The organism is Aquabacterium sp. A08, from assembly GCF_011742065.1.
The window spans coordinates 1-18,847 of record NZ_JAAQQT010000594.1; the positions used below are offsets into that span (position 1 = coordinate 1).

The 18,847-nt window shown below is 63.0% G+C and carries 18 protein-coding genes; 15 read left to right on the forward strand and 3 right to left on the reverse strand.

Features of this window, described 5'->3' with window-relative positions:
- The 15 genes from HA630_RS22495 to HA630_RS08155 form a co-directional block, all read left to right on the forward strand.
- The coding region (locus HA630_RS22495) for a hypothetical protein (protein WP_208300025.1) at positions 1 to 253 on the forward strand (253 nt) is incomplete at its 5' end.
- Between the two features lie 93 nt (positions 254 to 346).
- Complete coding sequence (locus tag HA630_RS08090; RefSeq protein WP_166833964.1) at positions 347 to 688, forward strand: helix-turn-helix domain-containing protein; 342 nt, start codon at positions 347 to 349, stop codon at positions 686 to 688.
- Positions 685 to 2,004 (forward strand): type II toxin-antitoxin system HipA family toxin, encoded by a 1,320-nt coding sequence (locus HA630_RS08095; RefSeq protein WP_166833965.1) that lies wholly within the window; start codon positions 685 to 687, stop codon positions 2,002 to 2,004. Before HA630_RS08090 ends, HA630_RS08095 begins: the two co-directional genes overlap by 4 nt.
- 160 nt (positions 2,005 to 2,164) lie before the next feature.
- Positions 2,165 to 2,647: a helix-turn-helix transcriptional regulator gene (locus HA630_RS08100; protein ID WP_166833967.1), complete on the forward strand. Its 483-nt coding sequence runs from the start codon at positions 2,165 to 2,167 to the stop codon at positions 2,645 to 2,647.
- On the forward strand, positions 2,644 to 3,309 hold the full coding sequence (locus tag HA630_RS08105) for a nucleotidyl transferase AbiEii/AbiGii toxin family protein (protein WP_166833969.1): 666 nt from the start codon (positions 2,644 to 2,646) through the stop codon (positions 3,307 to 3,309). The genes HA630_RS08100 and HA630_RS08105 overlap by 4 nt, the downstream gene beginning before the upstream one ends.
- Before the next feature lie 187 nt (positions 3,310 to 3,496).
- The gene (locus HA630_RS08110) at positions 3,497 to 3,874 is read left to right on the forward strand and encodes a type II toxin-antitoxin system RelE/ParE family toxin (RefSeq protein ID WP_166833971.1); all 378 of its coding nucleotides are present in this window, start codon (positions 3,497 to 3,499) and stop codon (positions 3,872 to 3,874) included.
- Positions 3,864 to 4,205 carry a DNA-binding transcriptional regulator gene (locus HA630_RS08115; protein ID WP_166833973.1) on the forward strand — a complete coding sequence of 114 codons (342 nt, stop codon included), beginning with the start codon at positions 3,864 to 3,866 and terminating at the stop codon, positions 4,203 to 4,205. Before HA630_RS08110 ends, HA630_RS08115 begins: the two co-directional genes overlap by 11 nt.
- Before the next feature lie 415 nt (positions 4,206 to 4,620).
- Positions 4,621 to 4,944, forward strand: coding sequence for a helix-turn-helix domain-containing protein (locus HA630_RS08120; RefSeq protein WP_166833975.1), 324 nt, complete (start codon positions 4,621 to 4,623; stop codon positions 4,942 to 4,944).
- A gap of 284 nt (positions 4,945 to 5,228) precedes the next feature.
- On the forward strand, positions 5,229 to 6,287 hold the full coding sequence (locus HA630_RS08125; protein ID WP_166833977.1) for a type II toxin-antitoxin system HipA family toxin: 1,059 nt from the start codon (positions 5,229 to 5,231) through the stop codon (positions 6,285 to 6,287).
- 912 nt (positions 6,288 to 7,199) lie between these two features.
- The gene (locus tag HA630_RS08130; protein WP_166833979.1) at positions 7,200 to 8,606 is read left to right on the forward strand and encodes an undecaprenyl-phosphate glucose phosphotransferase; all 1,407 of its coding nucleotides are present in this window, start codon (positions 7,200 to 7,202) and stop codon (positions 8,604 to 8,606) included.
- Positions 8,607 to 8,703: 97 nt separating this feature from the next.
- Positions 8,704 to 9,195, forward strand: coding sequence for a hypothetical protein (locus tag HA630_RS08135; protein ID WP_166833981.1), 492 nt, complete (start codon positions 8,704 to 8,706; stop codon positions 9,193 to 9,195).
- A 107-nt stretch (positions 9,196 to 9,302) separates the two neighbouring features.
- Positions 9,303 to 9,872, forward strand: coding sequence for a polysaccharide biosynthesis/export family protein (locus HA630_RS08140; protein WP_166833983.1), 570 nt, complete (start codon positions 9,303 to 9,305; stop codon positions 9,870 to 9,872).
- Positions 9,873 to 9,875: 3 nt separating this feature from the next.
- On the forward strand, positions 9,876 to 11,012 hold the full coding sequence (locus HA630_RS08145; protein ID WP_166833985.1) for a hypothetical protein: 1,137 nt from the start codon (positions 9,876 to 9,878) through the stop codon (positions 11,010 to 11,012).
- Positions 11,009 to 12,622: a Wzz/FepE/Etk N-terminal domain-containing protein gene (locus tag HA630_RS08150; RefSeq protein ID WP_208300026.1), complete on the forward strand. Its 1,614-nt coding sequence runs from the start codon at positions 11,009 to 11,011 to the stop codon at positions 12,620 to 12,622. The genes HA630_RS08145 and HA630_RS08150 overlap by 4 nt, the downstream gene beginning before the upstream one ends.
- A 15-nt stretch (positions 12,623 to 12,637) precedes the next feature.
- On the forward strand, positions 12,638 to 13,465 hold the full coding sequence (locus HA630_RS08155; RefSeq protein WP_166833987.1) for a CpsD/CapB family tyrosine-protein kinase: 828 nt from the start codon (positions 12,638 to 12,640) through the stop codon (positions 13,463 to 13,465).
- A gap of 4 nt (positions 13,466 to 13,469) precedes the next feature.
- Here the strand turns inward: HA630_RS08155 and HA630_RS08160 are convergent, their stop codons facing one another.
- The 3 genes from HA630_RS08160 to HA630_RS08170 all read right to left on the reverse strand — a co-directional run bounded on the left by HA630_RS08160 (position 13,470) and on the right by HA630_RS08170 (position 18,826).
- On the reverse strand, positions 13,470 to 16,070 hold the full coding sequence (locus tag HA630_RS08160; protein WP_166833989.1) for a cellulase family glycosylhydrolase: 2,601 nt from the start codon (positions 16,068 to 16,070) through the stop codon (positions 13,470 to 13,472).
- Positions 16,054 to 17,418, reverse strand: coding sequence for an O-antigen ligase family protein (locus tag HA630_RS08165; RefSeq protein ID WP_371809229.1), 1,365 nt, complete (start codon positions 17,416 to 17,418; stop codon positions 16,054 to 16,056). The genes HA630_RS08160 and HA630_RS08165 overlap by 17 nt, the downstream gene beginning before the upstream one ends.
- Positions 17,419 to 17,776: 358 nt before the next feature.
- Complete coding sequence (locus HA630_RS08170) at positions 17,777 to 18,826, reverse strand: polysaccharide pyruvyl transferase family protein (protein WP_208300028.1); 1,050 nt, start codon at positions 18,824 to 18,826, stop codon at positions 17,777 to 17,779.
- Positions 18,827 to 18,847 lie beyond the last annotated feature (21 nt).

The following is an 18,847-nucleotide window of genomic DNA, read 5'->3' on the forward strand; positions in this document are numbered from 1 at the left end:
GATCGTGTTGGTTGGTGTGCTGAAGGCGGTGCTCCGAATATGCAATCTGGTGAGCGTTTCGGTGCGGAGTCCACCAGGCCCTCATCCCATGCGCCGCCCGTCCATCGCGCGCTCGGACAACTGGGTATCCACACATGCAGTGCTTGCCGCCGACGTCCATGGGGCCAAGCTGACGTGGCCGCGCAGCTGGGGGCTCCGGCCGACGACTTTTGACGTGCCCTTTTATCTTCTTCACAGAGCGGTACCGCGCTGAGTGCACCGCCAGCAAGACTGTCGAAGAGGATGTTGGTTGATAAATGTTGTTTTTGGAGCATTTTCTGTTGGTATGTGTTCCAATAACATAATCATGCGCACGCCTTACCCCCTTTCCGTAGAGCAAGCCATGCTCGACCTGGGTCGCCGCATCGCCATCGCTCGCAAAGCACGGGGCTACACCCAGCCGGAGTTGGCTGCAGCCGCGGGCGTTGGACTCTCTACTGTGGTGGGCATCGAGGGCGGTCACCCCGGTGCGTCCATCGGAAATGTCTTCCGGTTGCTGGATGTCCTGCAGCTGCTCGGCCAGGTGGATTCCCTGCTGGACCCTGCCCGCGATGAAATGGTCACAGAGGCGGGGGTCACCAAGCTCATGGGCTCCACCACCGCCTCGTCCACTGTCCGTGGGGATCTGATGCGCGGGAGTTCCCGATGAATTCGGTCCCCGTCTGGGTGTGGATGCCCGAAGAGACCGAACCCATCCTGGCTGGAGAGCTGCGAATCGAAGGGTCCCATAGGGGGCGCTTCCTGTACTCCACGGACTTCAGGGTGCATCCCAAGGCCACGCCTCTGGATCCGGTGTCACTGAGGATGGCGGGCGCCCATGGCGTTCCTGTGAACGCTCCAGAGGGCATTCCAGGCGTGGTCATGGACGCTTGCCCCGCCGGGTACGGCGAAGACCTTTTGCAGAACCTCCATGGTCGAGACAGGACGCTGACCCGGATCGAGCTTCTGGAACTGGGCGCAGGGGACGCAGCGGGGGCTGTTGCGGCCTGCGCCGACATAGACAGAAAGCTTCGCAGTCAGGCGCACAGCCTCGACGCTCTGAAGTACCACATCGAACAACTGGAGGCTGGCCAGCCCAGAGCGAGGGCGATCAAGGACATGCTGGGCGATATGGCCACCAGCGCGGGTGGTGACAGGCCCAAGGCCACGGTTGAGTTCGATGGCCGCCTTTGGATCGCCAAGATGCAGGCCCGCAATGACATGCCGTTTTTGCCGGCGAAGGAATTCGTCTGCATGACCCTGGCGGGCGAGTGCGACATCACCGTCCCGGACATTCGTCTTGAGACCGTCGCCGATGTGGCCGTCCTCCTGGTGCAGCGCTTTGACCGACACGGCGACCCCAAGGCGCCCTGCAAGCGCCTGTATGCCTCCGCTCACACGGCGCTGCAACTGCAGCCCGGCACTGTCGCTGGAGCCCCATCGCGCTCGTACCTGGCACTGGCCGACAAGCTCAGGACCTGGTCGCGTCACAGCGACGATGTGCAGAACGACATCCGAGAGCTATGGCGCCGCATGTGCTTCAACGCCCTGGTCGGCAACGGTGACGACCACCCGCGCAACCATGCCTTCTACCGAGTCAAGGAGGCTTGGCGCCTGGCCCCAGCCTTCGACATCACACCACTGGTCGGCTACCGGGGCTCCCTCAGCATGGGGGTCGAGATCCGCGGCGGTACGGCCGTGAGCGTCGAGCGACTGCTGGAGGCCTCTTTGCGCATGGGCTATGCATCTGCCACAGAGGCCGCCCAGTGGCTGATCCAGGCCGCAGGCCGGGTGGCCCAGCGCTGGGAGCGTGATCTGGCGGCTGCAGGCGTCACGCCCGAGGCGATCTCGGGGGTGCGCAGCGCCTTTGCGCTCAGCGAGCAACTCTCTGACAGCAGCGAGTCGGTCTTGCGGGAAGCCGAGGGGATTTCCAGCCCCTCACGCAGGCGGAAGTCTGCCATAGCCCAAAGCCATCGAGCCGGATAAAACACGCTGCCCGGCAACCGTTTTGCAGCAGTCGGCAAGGGTGCGCGAGGCCGAGTTGCCCAGGGCGCGATAGGGCCGAGGCACTTTTGAATGATCATGGTCTTATAAAATATGTCGAATATGTTTGACATTAAAATCTTGCCTGTGCTCCAATTCGCCCATGAACTTGCTGTCTATAGGCCAACTCGTCAAACAGCGTCGTCAGCTCCTGGGCCTGTCACAGGCCAGGCTTGCCCGGCTCAGCAGCTTGTCGCGCGCGACGATCAACCAACTGGAAACCGGCACGATCGTTGACCTGGGTGCCGCCAAGCTCATCGCACTGCTGGACCTGCTGGGGCTGACGATGGATGCCGCAGAACGTCCGAAGCGGGATAACGCTTTGGCTCTGGCCAGCCGCACGGCCAGCGTGAGCTACAAAGACGTGCTGACACCCGAGGCGTTGGCCGCTGCGCTGGTGGAGGGGCAACTGCCGGCCAACATCACGCCCCAGGTAGCCACTCTGCTCGATGAAGCACCGTTGCCACTCATCGTGGGTGCCGTGGAAGAAATCGCACGCCACACCCATTGCCCCGCAAAGACGCTGTGGAAACATCTGCTGCAGTGGGCCCATGACTTGCAATCGCCAAGGGCGGTGTGGGCATGAGTGCCGGTGAGCAAACGCCCTCCAACTTGCCACCAGGCATTTGGCAGGACCTGCTGCGCCATGCCTATGCCCTGATCGACGAAATCACCCAGCACGGCATCAGCGATCCTGTCTGGACGTTTGGTGGTGGCACTGTGCTGATGCTTCGACACCGCCATCGGGTCAGCAAGGACATCGACATTTTCGTGCCCGATCCGCAGTATCTGGGTTTCGTCTCTCCGCGCTTGAGTGATGTGGCCGAGTCCGTGACGCAGGACTATGTCGAAGGACCAGGGTACATCAAGCTGCTGCGGCCCGAGGGCGAGATTGACTTTGTGGCCTCGCCGAACCTGACCGCAGAGCCGTTCGAGCTGTGGCGGTTGCTAGGGCGGCGGGTGAGGGTGGAGACCTCTGCGGAAATCGTGGCCAAGAAACTCTGGCACCGCGGGGATCGCGCAGCGGCGCGAGACCTGTTTGACTTGGCTTTGGTGATTGAACGTGAGCCCCATGCACTGGAAAGTGCCAGGAAATATCTGGTCCGCCACCGCGAGGCGTTTCTCAGCCAGCTTGAGCAGCGCAAGGCAGTGTTGAAGCTGCAGTTCGATGCGATCGACCGCCTGGACTTCCGGGTGACGTACGATCAGGCACAGCGGATGGCGGGGGAGTTTCTGAGGTCGCTTTGAGCTGGAAAGAGATATTCGCGATCGGCACTTCCGTAGATGCGTTGATGGCTACCCAGCTGCACCAAGACCCATCTCGTTCCCGACTGGGTCCATGAGTTCTGTTCAGCGTAGGGCGGTGGACGCCGCAAAGCAATATTCGCATCGATCAAGGATTGAAATGTATGCCACCAAGTGGCACAATTATTGAATGCGACGCGTCTTCAAAACTCGCCATTTCAGCCGATGGTTGAGAAAGTCAGACCTGACCGATGCTTCACTGTGTGCTGCAGTCAACGAAATGGTGGCTGGGTTGATCGACGCCGAACTGGGCGGCGACGTGGTCAAGAAGCGCGTGGCGTTGCCCGGTCGGGGCAAGCGTGGCGGTGCCCGCACGTTGGTGGCCACCCGCAAAGGCAGCCGTTGGTTCTTTGTCTACGGCTTTGAGAAGAACGAGCGCGCCAACATCACGTCCACCGAATTGGAAGCGCTGCAGACCCTGGCGGGTTCTTTGCTGGGACTGACCGCTATCCAATTGAACACCGCCGTGGAAGACGGCAGCTTGCAGGAGATTTGCCATGGACACTAAAGCCAAGACCCAGGTCAAGGTTCCAGTCAAAAGTCGGATTCTAGAGGCCGTGCACGAGACCGCATCCGACTTGGATCGGCTGGGTTTCATTGACAAGCGAAAGCAGCAAAAACTGGAAGCCCTGTGCCTAGAGCCAATCCCGCATTACGACAGCCAACGCATTCGCAACTTGCGTGAGCACTTGAAGCTCAGCCAGACCGTGCTGGCTTCGGTGCTCAACACCAGTCCGTCCACGGTGCGCAAGTGGGAATTGGGTGACAAACACCCCAGTGGACCATCACTCAAGCTGCTCAACCTGCTAGAGCGCAAGGGCTTGGAGGCCGTGCTGTAAATCGAGTGCCGGTGGCCGGTTGCACACCATCAGGGATATTGGATCTGTCGAAGCCACCGCAGGGCAATGACCGGCGTGTCGTGCAGGCCTTGACCGTCAGGTGCGGCTGTCAATGTCTGTTCCCGATGCGTTCCGCTCAACCGACCTGGAGGATCGGACACATTGGCTCTTGCCGGTACCTGCCCGGTCTCAGATCAGACGACTCGCCGCCACAGGCTCTGACCAAGTGGTTGCTTGCACCGACTGCGTGTGCCATCGACAACGCACTGGGCATGTGACCCTTCAGATTTGATGGTTCACACGGTCTCGTCATTCAAATTTGGGCCATGGTTTTGTGATCTTGTGGGGTGGGTTGGGGCGCTGAGGGCGGAGTCGTGACGTTTCAATCTGGTCAATGATTGACACGGAGACCACCATGCCCCCACCCCTTGCCCCCCCCGTCCAGCGCACGCTCAAGCAACTGGGCACCAACATAGGCCGGGCACGCCGCCGACGTCACTGGAGCCAAGCCGACCTGGCCGAGCAGATAGGCGCTTCGGTCAGCACCGTTCGCCGCCTGGAGAAAGGTGACCCCGGCACCGCGCTGCAGCACCTCATCAGCGTCCTTTTTGTCATGGGCGAAATCCAGTGCGCCAATGGACTCCTCGACACCCCGACCGACCGCATCGGCCTGATGCTCCAGGACAAACGCCTGCCCAAGCGCGTGCGCCAGTCCCGACAAGAGGAGGGCGAGTTGTGATGCACGCCACCGAGCACTCTGCAGACTTGGGCCCGTTTTTGCCCACCGGTCCCTGTGGCCCCCGCATCGCCAATCGTCTGGCCGTCTCCATCGGTCACGAAGGCCGGTCATTGGGCGAGTTGTGCCTGCACACCACACGCGGCGGGCCTTGCTCGTCATTTCGGTACATGAACAGTTGGCTCCAGAGGCCCGGTGGCTACTCGGCGTCTGCGGACCTGCGGTGGACACGGTCGACCCAGTGGACCCAGCCAGCCGGAGGCGATGGCCGCAATGTTTTTGGGGCCATGGCGGATACGCAAGCCCAGGGCTTTGGCTTGAAGGTTTTCAGGAGGGCGCAGGCGCGCGGATTGCTGGACGCTTTTGCTCCTGCCGGGCACGAGCCCAGCCCCATGGATGCGCTGTCGGTCGTGCTGGACAGCGTCCGGCTGGGAGCCCTGAGGCTTCGTCCGGCAGGTTCACCTCGTGTCAATTTGGAGCGCGAGCGGTTTTTGGTGCCGTGGGACTTGGGCTTGAAAAGCATCGCCGTCGCGATCCAGGCCTTCGAGCGACAAGAAGAAGACCTGTGCCAGTTGTTGTGGTTGCTCTACAGTGCCACCGCCCTAGGGGGTGAACGGCCCAAATGCAGCTGGTTCCAAGACAACGGCCAGCTGGCTGTCGCCAAGTTCCCCAGTCATCGGGATACATTTCCCATTACCCGGCTGGAAGTGCTCACCGCCCAGTTGGCCAGGACTGCAGGCATACGGGTGGCCGACCACAGGCTCAAGCATCCCGTGTCAGAGCCGATCGTGCTGGTCGAACGGTTTGACCGCCGCCCAGACGGTGCACGCATCCCCTACCAGTCGGCCTATACCTTGCTGCAAGCCGCGCCGGGCGATGGCATGAGCTGTTTCGATCTGCTGGATGCGATGCGTATCCACTGTGCAGACTACCCCGACGATGCCCGCGAGCTTTGGCGCCGCCTGCTTTTCGACCTGCTGATCAACCACGCCGATGCCGATCTGCGCAAGGTGGGATTCCTTCATGTCGGACACAACCGCTGGCGGCTGGCCCCGGCTGGCGGTCTGACGCCCAGCCTGGACCCTCCCACGCCCGAGTCAATCGGCCACAACGCAACCCCTTCTCCCGGCGGCTCTGTGCAAGCCTTGATGCAAGCGGCGAGTGCCTTCGAACTGGGGCACCAGGAGGCACGGGTTGCACTGCGCCATCAGCTCAACTGCCTCCAGCTGTGGCAAAACCGCGCTCGGGATTTCTCCGTGAACATGAGCCGAGCCGACATCGCTAGGCTGGAGCCGGTTCTGAACAACGTGCATGTCCAGCAGGCACGCCACATGTTGCGGGCGTGAGAAGCAGACACAAGCCGCCCGACAGCATGAACAAGCCTGTGTGTTCACATCCGGGTGGTCATGAGCCCAGGAGGATCGGATTTGAACGCTTAAAGCCAGGAAGCCGTTCTCTGGGCAATGTCGGTCATCCGGGCCTCAGCACTCAAGGCCTGCATCGTCCATTCAGCTTTAGTCTTTTTGCAAGCCATTCGTGCGGAGGCTGGGCATGCTCGATCCTGCACCTGCGTGGGCTCATCCCGCACTGGCGGTGGCTGGCTTGACCAGTGGGCAGCCCTGGGTTGGTGGCGAGTGACTCCACGCACTGCACTGCACTGCAAGCAGCTCGATCAAATGCCGAAGTTCGCTTGCGTTTGGATAACGCTCAAGCTGCCGCATGCGTTGCAGTCATTGCTGAGGTTGATGGGCCGCACACGCTCAGCGCATGTCATCTTTCTGTAAGAGGGGGCTACCTTTAAAGCGAAAAATAGTGTATACGCGCCCGCAGGTGCACACGCGCGCGTTTTTTGAAATCTTCTTACAGTCTGGAAAAGTGAAAAAATCTCAAAAATTCCCTCAAAGTAGGGCTGAGAGTGGTTTGCCAGTGACTACCACCACCGCCACCCTAAACCCCCTTTCAGGGGGTTTTTTTATGTCCATTCCCCCGGTGTCTGGCGTGCCCCACGGGCGGTGGCCCAAGTCTGCGGTCGGCTGCGCCAAACAAACGCTAAAATTGGCACACTAACCAACCCTGCGCGGTCAATGCCAGCCTCGGGTCGGGTGGTGGGGGAGGAACGATTTCACCGACAGCGGGCCTGTTTTCTGGGTCGGCGGGGCGGTGCTTTTGGGTGTCATGACGCCGGCCGCCCCTTCGCCGCCGCGTTCCGTTGATCTCAGGGTGCCTGTCAACGCTCTGTCCCACCTGCACCTCGACCCATGTTCTCCTCCGCCCCGGTACAGCGCTCGTTGCTTCAGCGTCGCAACAGCGTCAGCCATTCCCTGCAGACGCTGCTGGATGGGGCGACGGTTCTGGGCATCGCCTACTCCCTCACACTCACCCACGTCGGCGCCATCACGGCGGAATACACCATTTTTGCGCTCCTGCTCATTGGGGCCATGGCGGTCATCTACGACCAGCACGGCATCTACCGCAGCAACGCCAATTTCACCCGCAAGGCGTTCAGCCTGTTTCGGGCCTGGACCCTGACATTTGCCGTCCTGCTGCTGATCGGCTTCCTCACCCAGCAGAGCGAGGCGTTTTCCCGCCTTTTTGTGGGCCAGCTGTACCTGGCGGGGTACGCCGCCCAGCTGTGTTTGCACTTTCTGGTGCGCAAGGTGCAAATACGTTTCCTGCGCAGCGCTCAGGCCGAGCAGGTCATCATCGTCGGCTCGGGGCAGTTGGCCAACTACCTGCACCAAAAAATCAGCCAAAACCCGTGGCTGGGCCAGGAAGTGGTGGGTTGCGTGGGTCTCTCCGCCGACGCGCCCATCGAGTCCGATGCGCCCGCGCCGCTGTTGGGCAGCTTGGAGCAACTGCCGCAGTTGATCGAGCGCCACCGCGTGCGTACCGTCTATTTCGCCATACCCCTGGACGCCTCCGACGTGCTGGAAGACCTGTACTTCAACCTGCTCGACAAGCACGTGGCGGTGCACTGGGTCCCCGACATCTTCTCCCTGCGGCTGGTCAACCACAGCGTGCGCGAGATCGCAGGGCTGCCCGTCCTCACCCTGTCCGAAACGCCGCTCACCGGCACCCGCCACCTGATCAAACTGCTGGAGGACACGGTGTTGTCCAGCATCATTCTCTTGCTCATCGCGCCCGTGTTGGGCGTCATCGCCCTCGCGGTCAAGCTCGACAGTCCCGGCCCGGTGTTTTTCCGCCAGCCCCGCAACGGCTGGAACGGTAGAACGTTCCGCATCTGGAAGTTCCGCAGCATGTACGTCCACCCGGTGGAGCACGGCGTGGTCCAGCAGGCGCAGAAAAACGATCCCCGGGTCACGCGGGTCGGCCGCTTCTTGCGCCGCACCAGCCTGGACGAATTGCCCCAGCTGTTCAACGTGCTCCGGGGCGAGATGTCGCTGGTCGGGCCGCGCCCGCACGCTGTACAGCACGACGCCGAGTACTCGCAGCGCATTTCGGACTACTTCGCCCGCCTCAACATCAAGCCCGGCATCACCGGTCTGGCCCAGGTGCGGGGCTACCGGGGCGAGACCCGAGAGATCCATGAAATGATACAAAGGGTAGAGTCTGATATTGAATACATTAATAATTGGTCTATTTGGCTGGATTTAATCATTTTGTTTCGTACTATTGGCGCTTTCGTGGGCAGCAAGGCCTATTGATCCGGCTTTAATTCAATTAGTCCTTCCGGCTTATTGGGGAAACCCCTCGCGATCGATAAATTCAAGTTGTCTCAACCAATTTCCTACGGGAGCCTTTATGAAATTCTCCAAACTCGCCCGCGCTGCTGTGCTGGCTGCCGGTCTGGCCGGCGCACTGGGTGCCGCCAACGCCGCCACCTACAACGTGGTCAATAACCAGGCACCGGTTGCCGTGGAAAGCGAATGGACTTCAAACCAACGCAGCGATCTGGACGTGCTCAACCTCGCCGCAGACGGTCTGGCTACCTTCACCCTCAAATCGGTCGATTCCGCCGGTACGCCGGGCATCGACACCGCCGTGTCTTACCTGCTGTCCACCAACAACGGTATGACCAGCTTCTCCTTCCTGCTGTCCTCCGTGGGTGCTTCGTTCAGCCAGTTCATGACGGCCGGCATCTGGACCATGGTTTCCACCAGCCTGGACGGCTCCGCCCCGATGCCCAACAGCGCCACCACCAGCGTGTCCGCCGTGCCGCTGCCCGGCGCTGCCCTGCTGTTCGGCTCCGCGCTGATGGGCTTCTTCGGCTTCTCCAACCGCCGCAAGGTCTGATCCACCCTGCACGGTCTGCACCCTTTGGGGTGCATTCGAAGGGGGCTCACGCCCCCTTCAGTTGTTTGAGTCTGGCTAGAATGGCGCACCAATTTTCAGGGGGAAACATGTCTCTTTTCAAGCGGCTTTCGTGGGCCTGCGGGCTGTCGCTGGCGGCTTGGGCCGCAGCGGCCCAAACCCAGCCACCGGCGGCACCGTATGCCCTGCGCCACGGCGACACCCTGCAGGTGTCGGTCTGGCGCGAAGACGCGCTGCAAAAAGAGGTGCGCGTGCTCCCCGACGGCAGCGTCACCTTCCCCCTGGCGGGGCGGGTCGAGGTCGAGGGCCTGGACGTGTCCCAGGCCGAACAGCGCATCGCCGCGCAACTCAAGGCCTACCTGCCGGACCCGGTGGTCAGCGTCGTCGTCACCGGCATCGAAGGCAGCCGCGTCTATGTGCTGGGCAAAGTGGCCAAGCCGGGCCCGGTCCTGCTCACCTCGCCCAACACCACGGTGCTGCAGGTGCTCAGCCAGGCCGGTGGGCTCGACCGCTTTGCACAAGGCAATGCGGTGCGCGTGTTGCGTGCCTCCCCCCAAGGGCCGGAACTGCTGCCCGTGCGCTACAACGACCTCATCGAAGGCTCGCAGCTGTCCACCAACGTCGTCCTGCGGGCCGGCGACACCGTTTTGGTGCCCTAAGCCATGCGCGCGCTTTTGCTTGTGAGCCCGTCGCTGGCCGGGGGGGTGGTGCTGTGTGCCTTTGCGGGGCTGGCGCAGGCCGCCGCCCCTTTGCAACACGCGTTTTCCGTGACAACCGGGTTGGAATTCGACTCCAATCCCGCCCTGGTGGCGGGCGGTGCTGGCGTGCAGCGCTGGCGGGCCAACCCGCAGTACACGCTGTCCAGTCAAGCCGGGGCGACCGAATGGTCCCTGGTGGCCGCCGGCCAAATCGAGCGCAGCGACAACGCCGCCCTCAGCGCCGACCGCAACGACCCGTCGCTGCGCTTCGCCTGGCAGCAGGCCAGCGCCACCAGCAGCCTGGGGTTGAACGCCTCGTACGTCCAGGCCTCCACCCGGGCCACCGAATTTGAAGAATTCGGCTTCGTCACCGCCGACCGCACCCAAACCACCCAGGGTCTGGGGCTGTCGTGGCGGCAGGCGGTGGCCGAGCGCCAGTCGCTCAGCGCCAGCGTCAACCACCAGTGGGTGGACTACGACACCCAGGCCCTCTTGCCTTACCGCGTTCTCTCGGGCAACGCCGCCTGGTCGCTGGCGTTGTCGGAGCAGGAAACCCTCAGCCTGACGCTGAACGCCGGCCGCTACACCCCCGGCGACAGCCCGCTGCTGCCCAGTGCGGCGGCGTCCAGGCAATGGGGCTTCATGGCGGGTTATGCCGCCAACCTCACCCCCAACCTGCAGTGGCAGGTGCAGGGCGGGCTGGTCCGCGTGGCCGGGGCCAACCGCGACTCCACCTGGCAAGGCGGCCTGCAACTGGCCCACAAAGGTCAGCGGCTCGACACCACGCTCAACCTGTCCCGCAGCGTGGTCACCAGCGCGGCGCTCACGGGCTTTGCCCCCAGCAACAGCCTGCGCGCGCAGTGGACCTACGCCGTCAGCGACCGCACCCGGGGCACCTTCAGCGTGTCGCACACCCGCAGCGCGGCCAGCGGCGCGGCCGCCACCTCGGGCAGCACGGTGGCCTTGGGTGTGGACACCGAGCTCAGCCCCTTCTGGCGCGCCGGTGTCAGCGTGCAACACAAAACCTCCCGTCGCGCCGCTGTACAGGCCAATGGCCATGTGGTTAGCGCCACGCTGACCTACACCCACCCCGATTTTTGAACACCCTCCCCAGCATGTCGGCCGACTACCAACTCAACCTGCACGACTACCTCGCCATCCTCAAGCGGCGGGCTCTGCTGATCGTGGCCACGTTCGGCGGGGTCTTTGCCGTGGCGGTCGCGGTAGCCCTGCTCATCCCGCCGGTGTACCAGTCCACCGGCACCATCATGGTGGAATCGCAGCAGATTCCCAACGACCTGGTGCAGGCCACCGTCACCAGTTTTGCCGACGAGCGCATCGAAATCATCAAGCAGCGGGTGATGACGCGCGAAAACCTGCTGCGCATCGCCAACAAGTACCGGCTGTATGAAGACGCGCGCAGCACCTTCACCCCGTCCGAGGCGGTGGACGACATGCGCGACCGCATCCGGGTGGAACTGGTCAACGCCAACGTGCAGGCGCGGCAGCGCGCCACCATCGCGTTTCGCGTGTCCTACGAGCACCGCCGCCCGGAGGTGGCCCAACGCGTCGCCAACGAACTGGTCACCCTGTTTCTGGACGAAAACGTCAAGGTCCGCACCGAGCGCGCCACCCAGACCACCGAATTCCTGACCCAGGAAGCCGACAAGCTGCGCACCGAATTGGAAACGCTGGAAGGCCAGATCGCAAGCTACAAGCTGGAACACGGCGGCGCCTTGCCCGACAACCTCGCCCTGAGCATGACCGGCATCCAGCGGCTGGAGGCCGAGCTGCGCAACGCCGAGCGCGACCAGCGCGCGGCGCAGGAAGAGCTTCGCTCGCTGGAGATCGAGCTGTCCAGCGTCCGCGCTGGCGTGGGCGTGTCGGCGGGTGTGCCCGGCGCGGCACTCCCGCCCAAGCTGGAGCTGGAGCGCGCCCAGGCCGAGCTGGCCCGCATCGCCGCCACCTACACCGACAACCACCCCGACGTGCGCGCCCTCAAGCGCAAAATCCAGGGCCTGGAGCAGGCCGTGCGCGCCGACGCCCAGTCCACCCCGTCGGCAGGGGGCAGTGGCGCCATCAACTCACCGGCGGACCTGGCGGTGGCGCGGCTGGAATCGCGCATCCAATCGGTGCGCTCGCAGGCCGCGTTGCTCTCTAGCCAGCAGGCCTCTCTGCGCGGCCGCATCGCCCAACTGGAAGGGCAAATGCTGCGCGCACCCCAGGTGGAGCGCGGCCTGGCCACGCTGATGCGCGACCAGCAAACCGCCCAGAAGAAGTACGACGAAATCCGCGCCAAGCAGATGACGGCGCAGGTTGCCGAAAACCTGGAAGGCGACCAGAAGGCCGAACGCTTCAGCTTGCTGGAGCCGCCGCTGACGCCGGACCGCCCCATCAAGCCCGACCGCCGCAAGATGATCGCCCTCGGCTTCTTCCTGGCCCTGGCCGCTGCCGGCGGCGTGGTCGCCTTGCTCGAAACCCTGCACGGCCGCGTGCGTGGGGTCGAAGCCGTCACCGCCATCACCGGGTTGCGCCCGATGGTCACTGTGCCCTACATCACCCACTCGGCCGAAGCCGCGCACAACCGGCGCCTGCTGCTGCAGCTGGGGGCGGGTGCTGGGGCGGTGGTGCTGGTGGGCGTGGCCGTGGTGCATTTCTTGTACATGCCGCTCGACATCGTCGTCATCAAAATCTTTGACCGTCTGGGCTGATCCCCGCACAACGCCATGGAACGCATCAAACTCGCCATCGAAAAAGCCAAGTCGCAAGGGCCGGGGTCGGCCCCGGTGGCCCCGATCAAGGCCTGGCCCACGGTCCCCAGCGTGGCCCACGTGGCCAACGACGAACACATCGAGGTCCAGTACACCCAGACCGACGTGGTGCAGCTCGACGCCGCCCACCTGGAGCGCCACCGCGTGGTGGCCTTCAACAAGCACCACCCGGCCAACTGGGCGTTCGACCTGCTGCGCACCCAGGTGCTGCGCAAAATGGACGAAAACGGCTGGCGCACCCTGGCCATCACCTCGCCCAGCATGGAGTCCGGCAAGTCGGTGGTGGCCATCAACCTGGCCGTCAGCATCGCCCACCAGTCGCAGCGCACCGCCATGCTGGTGGACTTCGACCTGCGCCGCCCCCAGGTGGCCAACTACCTGGGCCTGAAGCGCGACACCTCGCTCAACGACGTGCTGTCGGGCGCCGCCGACGTGTCGCAGGCCCTGGTCAACCCCGGGCTGCCCCGCCTGGTGGTGCTGCCCACGGCCAGGCCCGTGCCCAAGTCGTCCGAGGTGCTGTCCTCGCGCAAGGTCGGCCACATCATTGGCGACTTGCGCGACCGCTACGCCGACCGCATCGTCATTTTTGACCTGCCCCCCATCCTCGCGGCCGACGACGTGATCGCCGTGCTGCCGCGCATCGACTGCGTGCTGATGATCGTGGGCAGCGGCATGTCCACCCAGAAGGCAATCGAAGAAGCCATGCGCCACCTGGGTGGGGCGAATTTGCTGGGCGTGGTGCTCAACAAAGACGAAACCCCGGTGCGCAAGGGCTACTACTGATTCTTCATTTCAGCTCCACCCACTGCACCGACTGCTTGCCGTCGAGTTGCAGGGTGTAGGCGCCGTTGGCGTATTGCACGGCCCCGGCGTCCCAAGGCACGATGCGGTTCATCGGGCCGTTGCGGTGGGCCGTCAAGCCCGGCGGCGCCTTGATCTGGATCGTGCCCTGCAGCGGCTCCACCACAAACGGTGTCTTGTTGCCCGGTTGCGGCTGGCTGCGGGTGCCTATGCTCACCAGCAGGTGGCGGCTTTGGCCCACGGGTTGGTCGGTCAGGCTTTGCACCGCCACCGACGCGTTTTTCGTCACCAGGTTCAGGGTCACATCGGGCAGGTTGACCGCCTTGCCGCCGATCCAGCCCAGTGCCGCACGCGTTTTGGGCGTGTTGATGGTGTAGGTGCCCTGGGCCCAGTCGCGGGTCAGTTCACCCGTGTCGGTCGTGGCGCCGGTGGCGTTGGGTGGCAGCACACTCTGGGCCGGGTCACGCAGCACGGTGGCACCGGCGGGCGGTTCGGTCCGCTGCAGCCAGGGCAACTGCGGCGTGGCCGGTATGGCCACCAGCAGGCGGCCTTTTTCCATGGCGGTGCGCAGGGCCGGTGCGTTGCCCGCCGAAATGGCCTGGTTGAAAAACACCTCGGCACCGGGGTCAAACACGTAGGTGGTGGTGGCCGGCTTCACGTGCTGTTCGCGGTACAGCAGGGCCGCAGCGCTCAGCATGGGCAGCAGCGAAGGGTCGTTCCAGCCGTGCCAGTTGCTGGGGCTGCCCGTGCCCCTGAAGGGCTCCTGGCTGTAGGCGTAGTGCATCAGGGCGTCCCAGCCCTGGTGGCTGGCCTTGGCCGCCACGTACAGGGGCAGGGCGTGCCGGTCGGGCAGCGGGAAAGGCTCCGCGTTCCATTCGCTCACGGTCAATGGCTTGCCCACCACCTGCCCCGCTCCCATCCAATGCACCGCATTGGCGGCCAACAGGGGGTTTTTTTCCAACTGACCCGCGCCCCCGTAGCTGTGCACGTCTATCAGGTCGCCGGTGGTCAGCGCTGGCAGGCTGCTGATGGGGTTGGCCCCCCAAGTGCTGGTGGTGGACACGGGCTGGTTCAGCCCTAGGCCACGCAGGTGGTCCAGCATCTGGGTGTTGAAGCGCTGCTCCAGGTCGTTCAAAAACAACTTGCTGAGGCCGTGTTCCCATGTGCGCATCACACGGTCTGTCGGCAACTTGTGCTGGCGTGCAAATGCGTGCGCTTCGTTGGTGAAGATGCGCGAGTGCAGCGGCACCCCCTTGTCGGGCAGCAGGGCGTTGCCAAAGTGGTGGGTGATGTCGTTTTCGTTGGTGATTTGCAGCCCCAACACAGCCGCTTCCCGGTTGTAAGGCAAGCCGGTGTGTGTGTTCACGCGGGCCAGGTACTGTTCGGCAAAGCGCTGCATGGCCCGCTGCATGGTCGGGTTCACATAGTTGTAGCCCTTCAGGTCGGCCTGGTCCTTGCCTTTGCGTATTTCGTCAAACCCATAGATGTTGTCACCGGCCAGTAGCGCACGCTGCACGTGCAGGTCCAACCAAACGTAAATGCCCTCGTCCTTCAGCGCCTTCACCCAGTGGTCCAAACGGTCTAATGCTTCACCATTCAATGTCTGGGTGTGGGTGGCACCTTCACGGCGGCCAAACACGTTGGGGTTCACCCAGTGGGAGTCGTGGTGGTGCAGGCGCACCAGGTTGTAACCCAGGGCCGCCAGGCGGCGGGCTTGCTGCCGCACCAATTCGCGGGGGGTGTTGAACAGGGCAAACGCTGTGATGTTGGTGCCCCAAAAACGGGCGGGTGTGCCATCGGCCCACACCAGCGCATCGCCGTGCACGCGCACCGGCCCGCGCTGGCCGGCGGGTTTGTCGGCCTGGTTCAAAAACCCCAGGTCTATGGGGGCGGTGCCCGGCTCCACGGCGTGTTTGGGCCAACTGGCCAGCGGCGGGCCGCCCAGCCGTTCGGTCCGGGTGGGTTGCAGCGTCACCTCGGGCCCTGTCCAGCTGAACGTCAGGGTGTGGCGCCGTTCCCCCGCCGCAATGTGGCCCTTGTAAAAAAAGGCGCGCACCTCGGCCGGGTTGTTGCGTTCAAAGTACACCGCGGCCAGGGCCGGCTCGGCCCGCAGGGTGAACTGGCGCCCCCCTGGCTTGCCCCACTGCCAGCCGGCATTGCCAGGCAGCAACACCGGGTTGCCCATGGTGGCGCCCCAGTTGGCCAGGTCGAACTTGAACACCATGCCGCCGCCCACGGCGCCCGGCACATCGGCCTGCGCCTGCAGGTTGATGAGCATGCGCAGGCTGTTGGGCCCCGCAGGCGCCACCGCGCTGGCCCAGTTCAGGCCCAGGTCGCGCACCTGGCCCAGCGTGTGGTAGGTGTGGTTGCCTTGCGGCAGCGTTTGGGCTTGCATGCCCGCCCATTTCCAGTGGGGGCCCCACATGGCCATTTCCGTGGCCACCACCGTGGCGCCGGCCGCCTGCACCGTGGGCATGCCCAGTTGTTCGTGTACCGTCACTTGTTGGGGGGCCTGCGCGTGGGCAGCTGCCGCTGCCAACAGGCAGGCCAGCCACAGCCCAACCTTGGTTTTATGCTTCCCGGGCATACGTTTCCTCCTGCGTTTTTAAGGGTGGTTTGGGCCTGTTGGCATAGGCCACGCACACACCGGCCAGCGTCCAGTACATCCAGGGAATGATGGTGATGCTGCTCACGGTAAAAATCGTCAGCAGTAACCCAGCCAACGTGGCCAGCAGTGCCCTGCCCAACAAGCGTGGTTCCGGTTCTTTCGCCTGGCGCAAGCTTTTGAACACGCTCAGCCCTGCCATAGAAAAAAAACAGCCGAAGAGGCCCAGGCCCACCAGGCCGTGGTCCAGCGCCACGCCTATGTAGGTGTTCACAATGTCAATAATTCCTTGGCCCTGCACCATGCTCAGCATCTCGGGCGTTTGCAGGTAGTCCACCGAGCCAAACCAGGGGTGGCGCTCAATCACCAGCCAGGCGTTGTCCAGCAGGCGTTGCCGGTAGGTCACGTTTGACTCATCCACCTGGCCTATGAATGGCAGCAGGTTCAGCACCTTTTGGCCGGCAGGAAACAGCGCCAGCGCCGGCAGCGCTAAGGCCCCCAGCAAGGCCACGCCCAACAGTTGCTTGACGGGCTTGGGCCCCAAAGCCAAAAACACCACCACGGTGAAAACGGCTCCCACCCAGGGCCCGCGCGACAGGCTGGCGGCCAGCCCACCCGCCAGCACCAGCCAACCCAACAGGCGTTGCCGTGGGGTGACTTGTTGGCGCAGGTACAAAAAGAAGCCCATGGACACAGCCATCACCATGCCCAGTGGTATGGGTTGGCCCGCGCTGGCAGCGGCACGTTGCATGCCATCCCTTGCCAGGTAGCCACCAAAGCCAGATTGAAGGCCCAGGGCACCGACCAGAGCACTGTATAAATTCCAGTGCCGCAAGGTTTCAAACATGGCCAACACGCCCAACAGCAGCGCCGCCACCAAAAAACCTGTCAATGCGTGCCTAAAGTCGTCCAGACTGCGCAGGCTGCGGCTGGCCACGTAGTAGGGCAAAAACACGTCGGTGAACAAATACAAGCAACCGCGCAGTGTGCTGGTGATGTTGGCCTCGCGCAGCTGCAGCACGGCCGCCATGCACAGGTAGGCCAGCAATAATTTGTCGGGCCAGGTGCTGCCCAGGCGCATGTTGCCGCGTTGCTGCAGCAGCACCCAGGCCGCCGGCAGCAGCAGCACCAACGACAGCAGCCGCAAATGGTTCAGTGCGAACAGGTAATTGATCAACCCAAAACCCGGAATGTTCACACTGGCCGCAGGCACCACAAACATCAGAAGAAACCACACACCCACCACCTGCCCCAAAGGCGGGCGTTTGAGGGCCAGCACCAGCGCCACCACCAGCGCAAACACCCAGAAGCTGTGCGACACAAAAGCCACCAGCGTCAAGCCCAGCCACAGGTTCCGCCACAGCCGGAATGTGACTGCCCCCACCAATCTGTTAACCGCAGGCCGCATCAGCCAAAAACTCAGCCCTGATAGGACCAGCACTGGTATGAGAGCACGGAGGTGTTCAGGCATGTTCACTCATAATGTATTTGGAGATGATTTTATGTATTACAGCGTACTAATTTCATTAATCAGATCGCCCCCCGCGTGAACTGCAATCTGATCATGTTGGGGTTGGCTTTTATAATCTTTGATGCGGAGTTTTCCTGAAGGCCTAAGGTTTCATTCATCTAAATTTTGGATGAATGTTTAACATTGAAAATGTCTTGGGGATTTGGAGTAATGTGTATTATTTGTAGGTACCGGACTTGCCTGGAGCTTTCGATTGCAAGATGGCGATAGCGTGTGACCAAACTTCCTCGACGTTGTGACACGTTCTGTTGATGCCGTCGTCCCAACTTTCCATGTAACCGTGGATCTTGCCGTAGTGGTTGTCCAGCACCACATTGGGAATGTGCAGCAAGGTGGACAGAAGGTGCGCATGCAGGCGATCGGTTACCACCACGCGCCCCTGCGACAGTTGCTCAACGCCCCTTTGCAAGCGCGCGTTGGCCACGGTATTGAATGCGGCCAGCAATGCTTGTTGAAAGGCGTACAAATGCCCAAAACGTCCATGTGCGCGTTGCTGCAATCGCTTCAGCCAAGGCGCTATCCAATGATCCGGCTCGTCCAGCCAGTCGCCGTGTGCGGTGGTGAGGTCGGTGGGTGGCTGCGGCCAATCACGTCCGGTGCTTTCCTTGTCGGTGCGGGTGAGGGCAAAACAGTCGAACTGCGGCGCCTGGGGCTGCAGCCGCCCCGCCAAAAATACCGCGGAGTCGGGGCACAGCACGGTGCGGGCACCCAGTTGATTGCCCAGTTCCAAGCTGGCTTGGTCGCGTACCACCAAGGTAAAGTCCGGGTGCTGCTGGATGGCCTGTGCTGCCTGGGCAAAACAGGCCGTGTCGTCCCCAAAGAACAGGCTTTGCGGCAACTGCACCACTTTGTAGTCGCGCAAACGGTGCAGCACCTCCAGACGATGGTCTTGGTGCGCTTTCCACAAACTGCCAAAGTTACCCCCGCCTTGCAGCAGCACCACCCCGTGGGGCATGGCCCGCCGCAGCACTGGCTCGGCGTAGCTGGTCATGCTGGCCACGTAACGCAAGCGTTTCCCTGTGCTGCGGCAATAGTCCATTTCACCTAACCAAATGGCGCTATCTCCCACATTGCTGTAATGCGGAAAGTCCAGTAGTGCGCAGGGAAGGCCTTGGGGGATGATCCGGTTGAGGGTTGCCGTGGCTTGTTGTTTCAGCGCTTGCAGGTGTTGGGTCAAACGGCTCTGCAGGGGGGAATCGCGGTGCATGGGTCACTAAAATGATTGTTT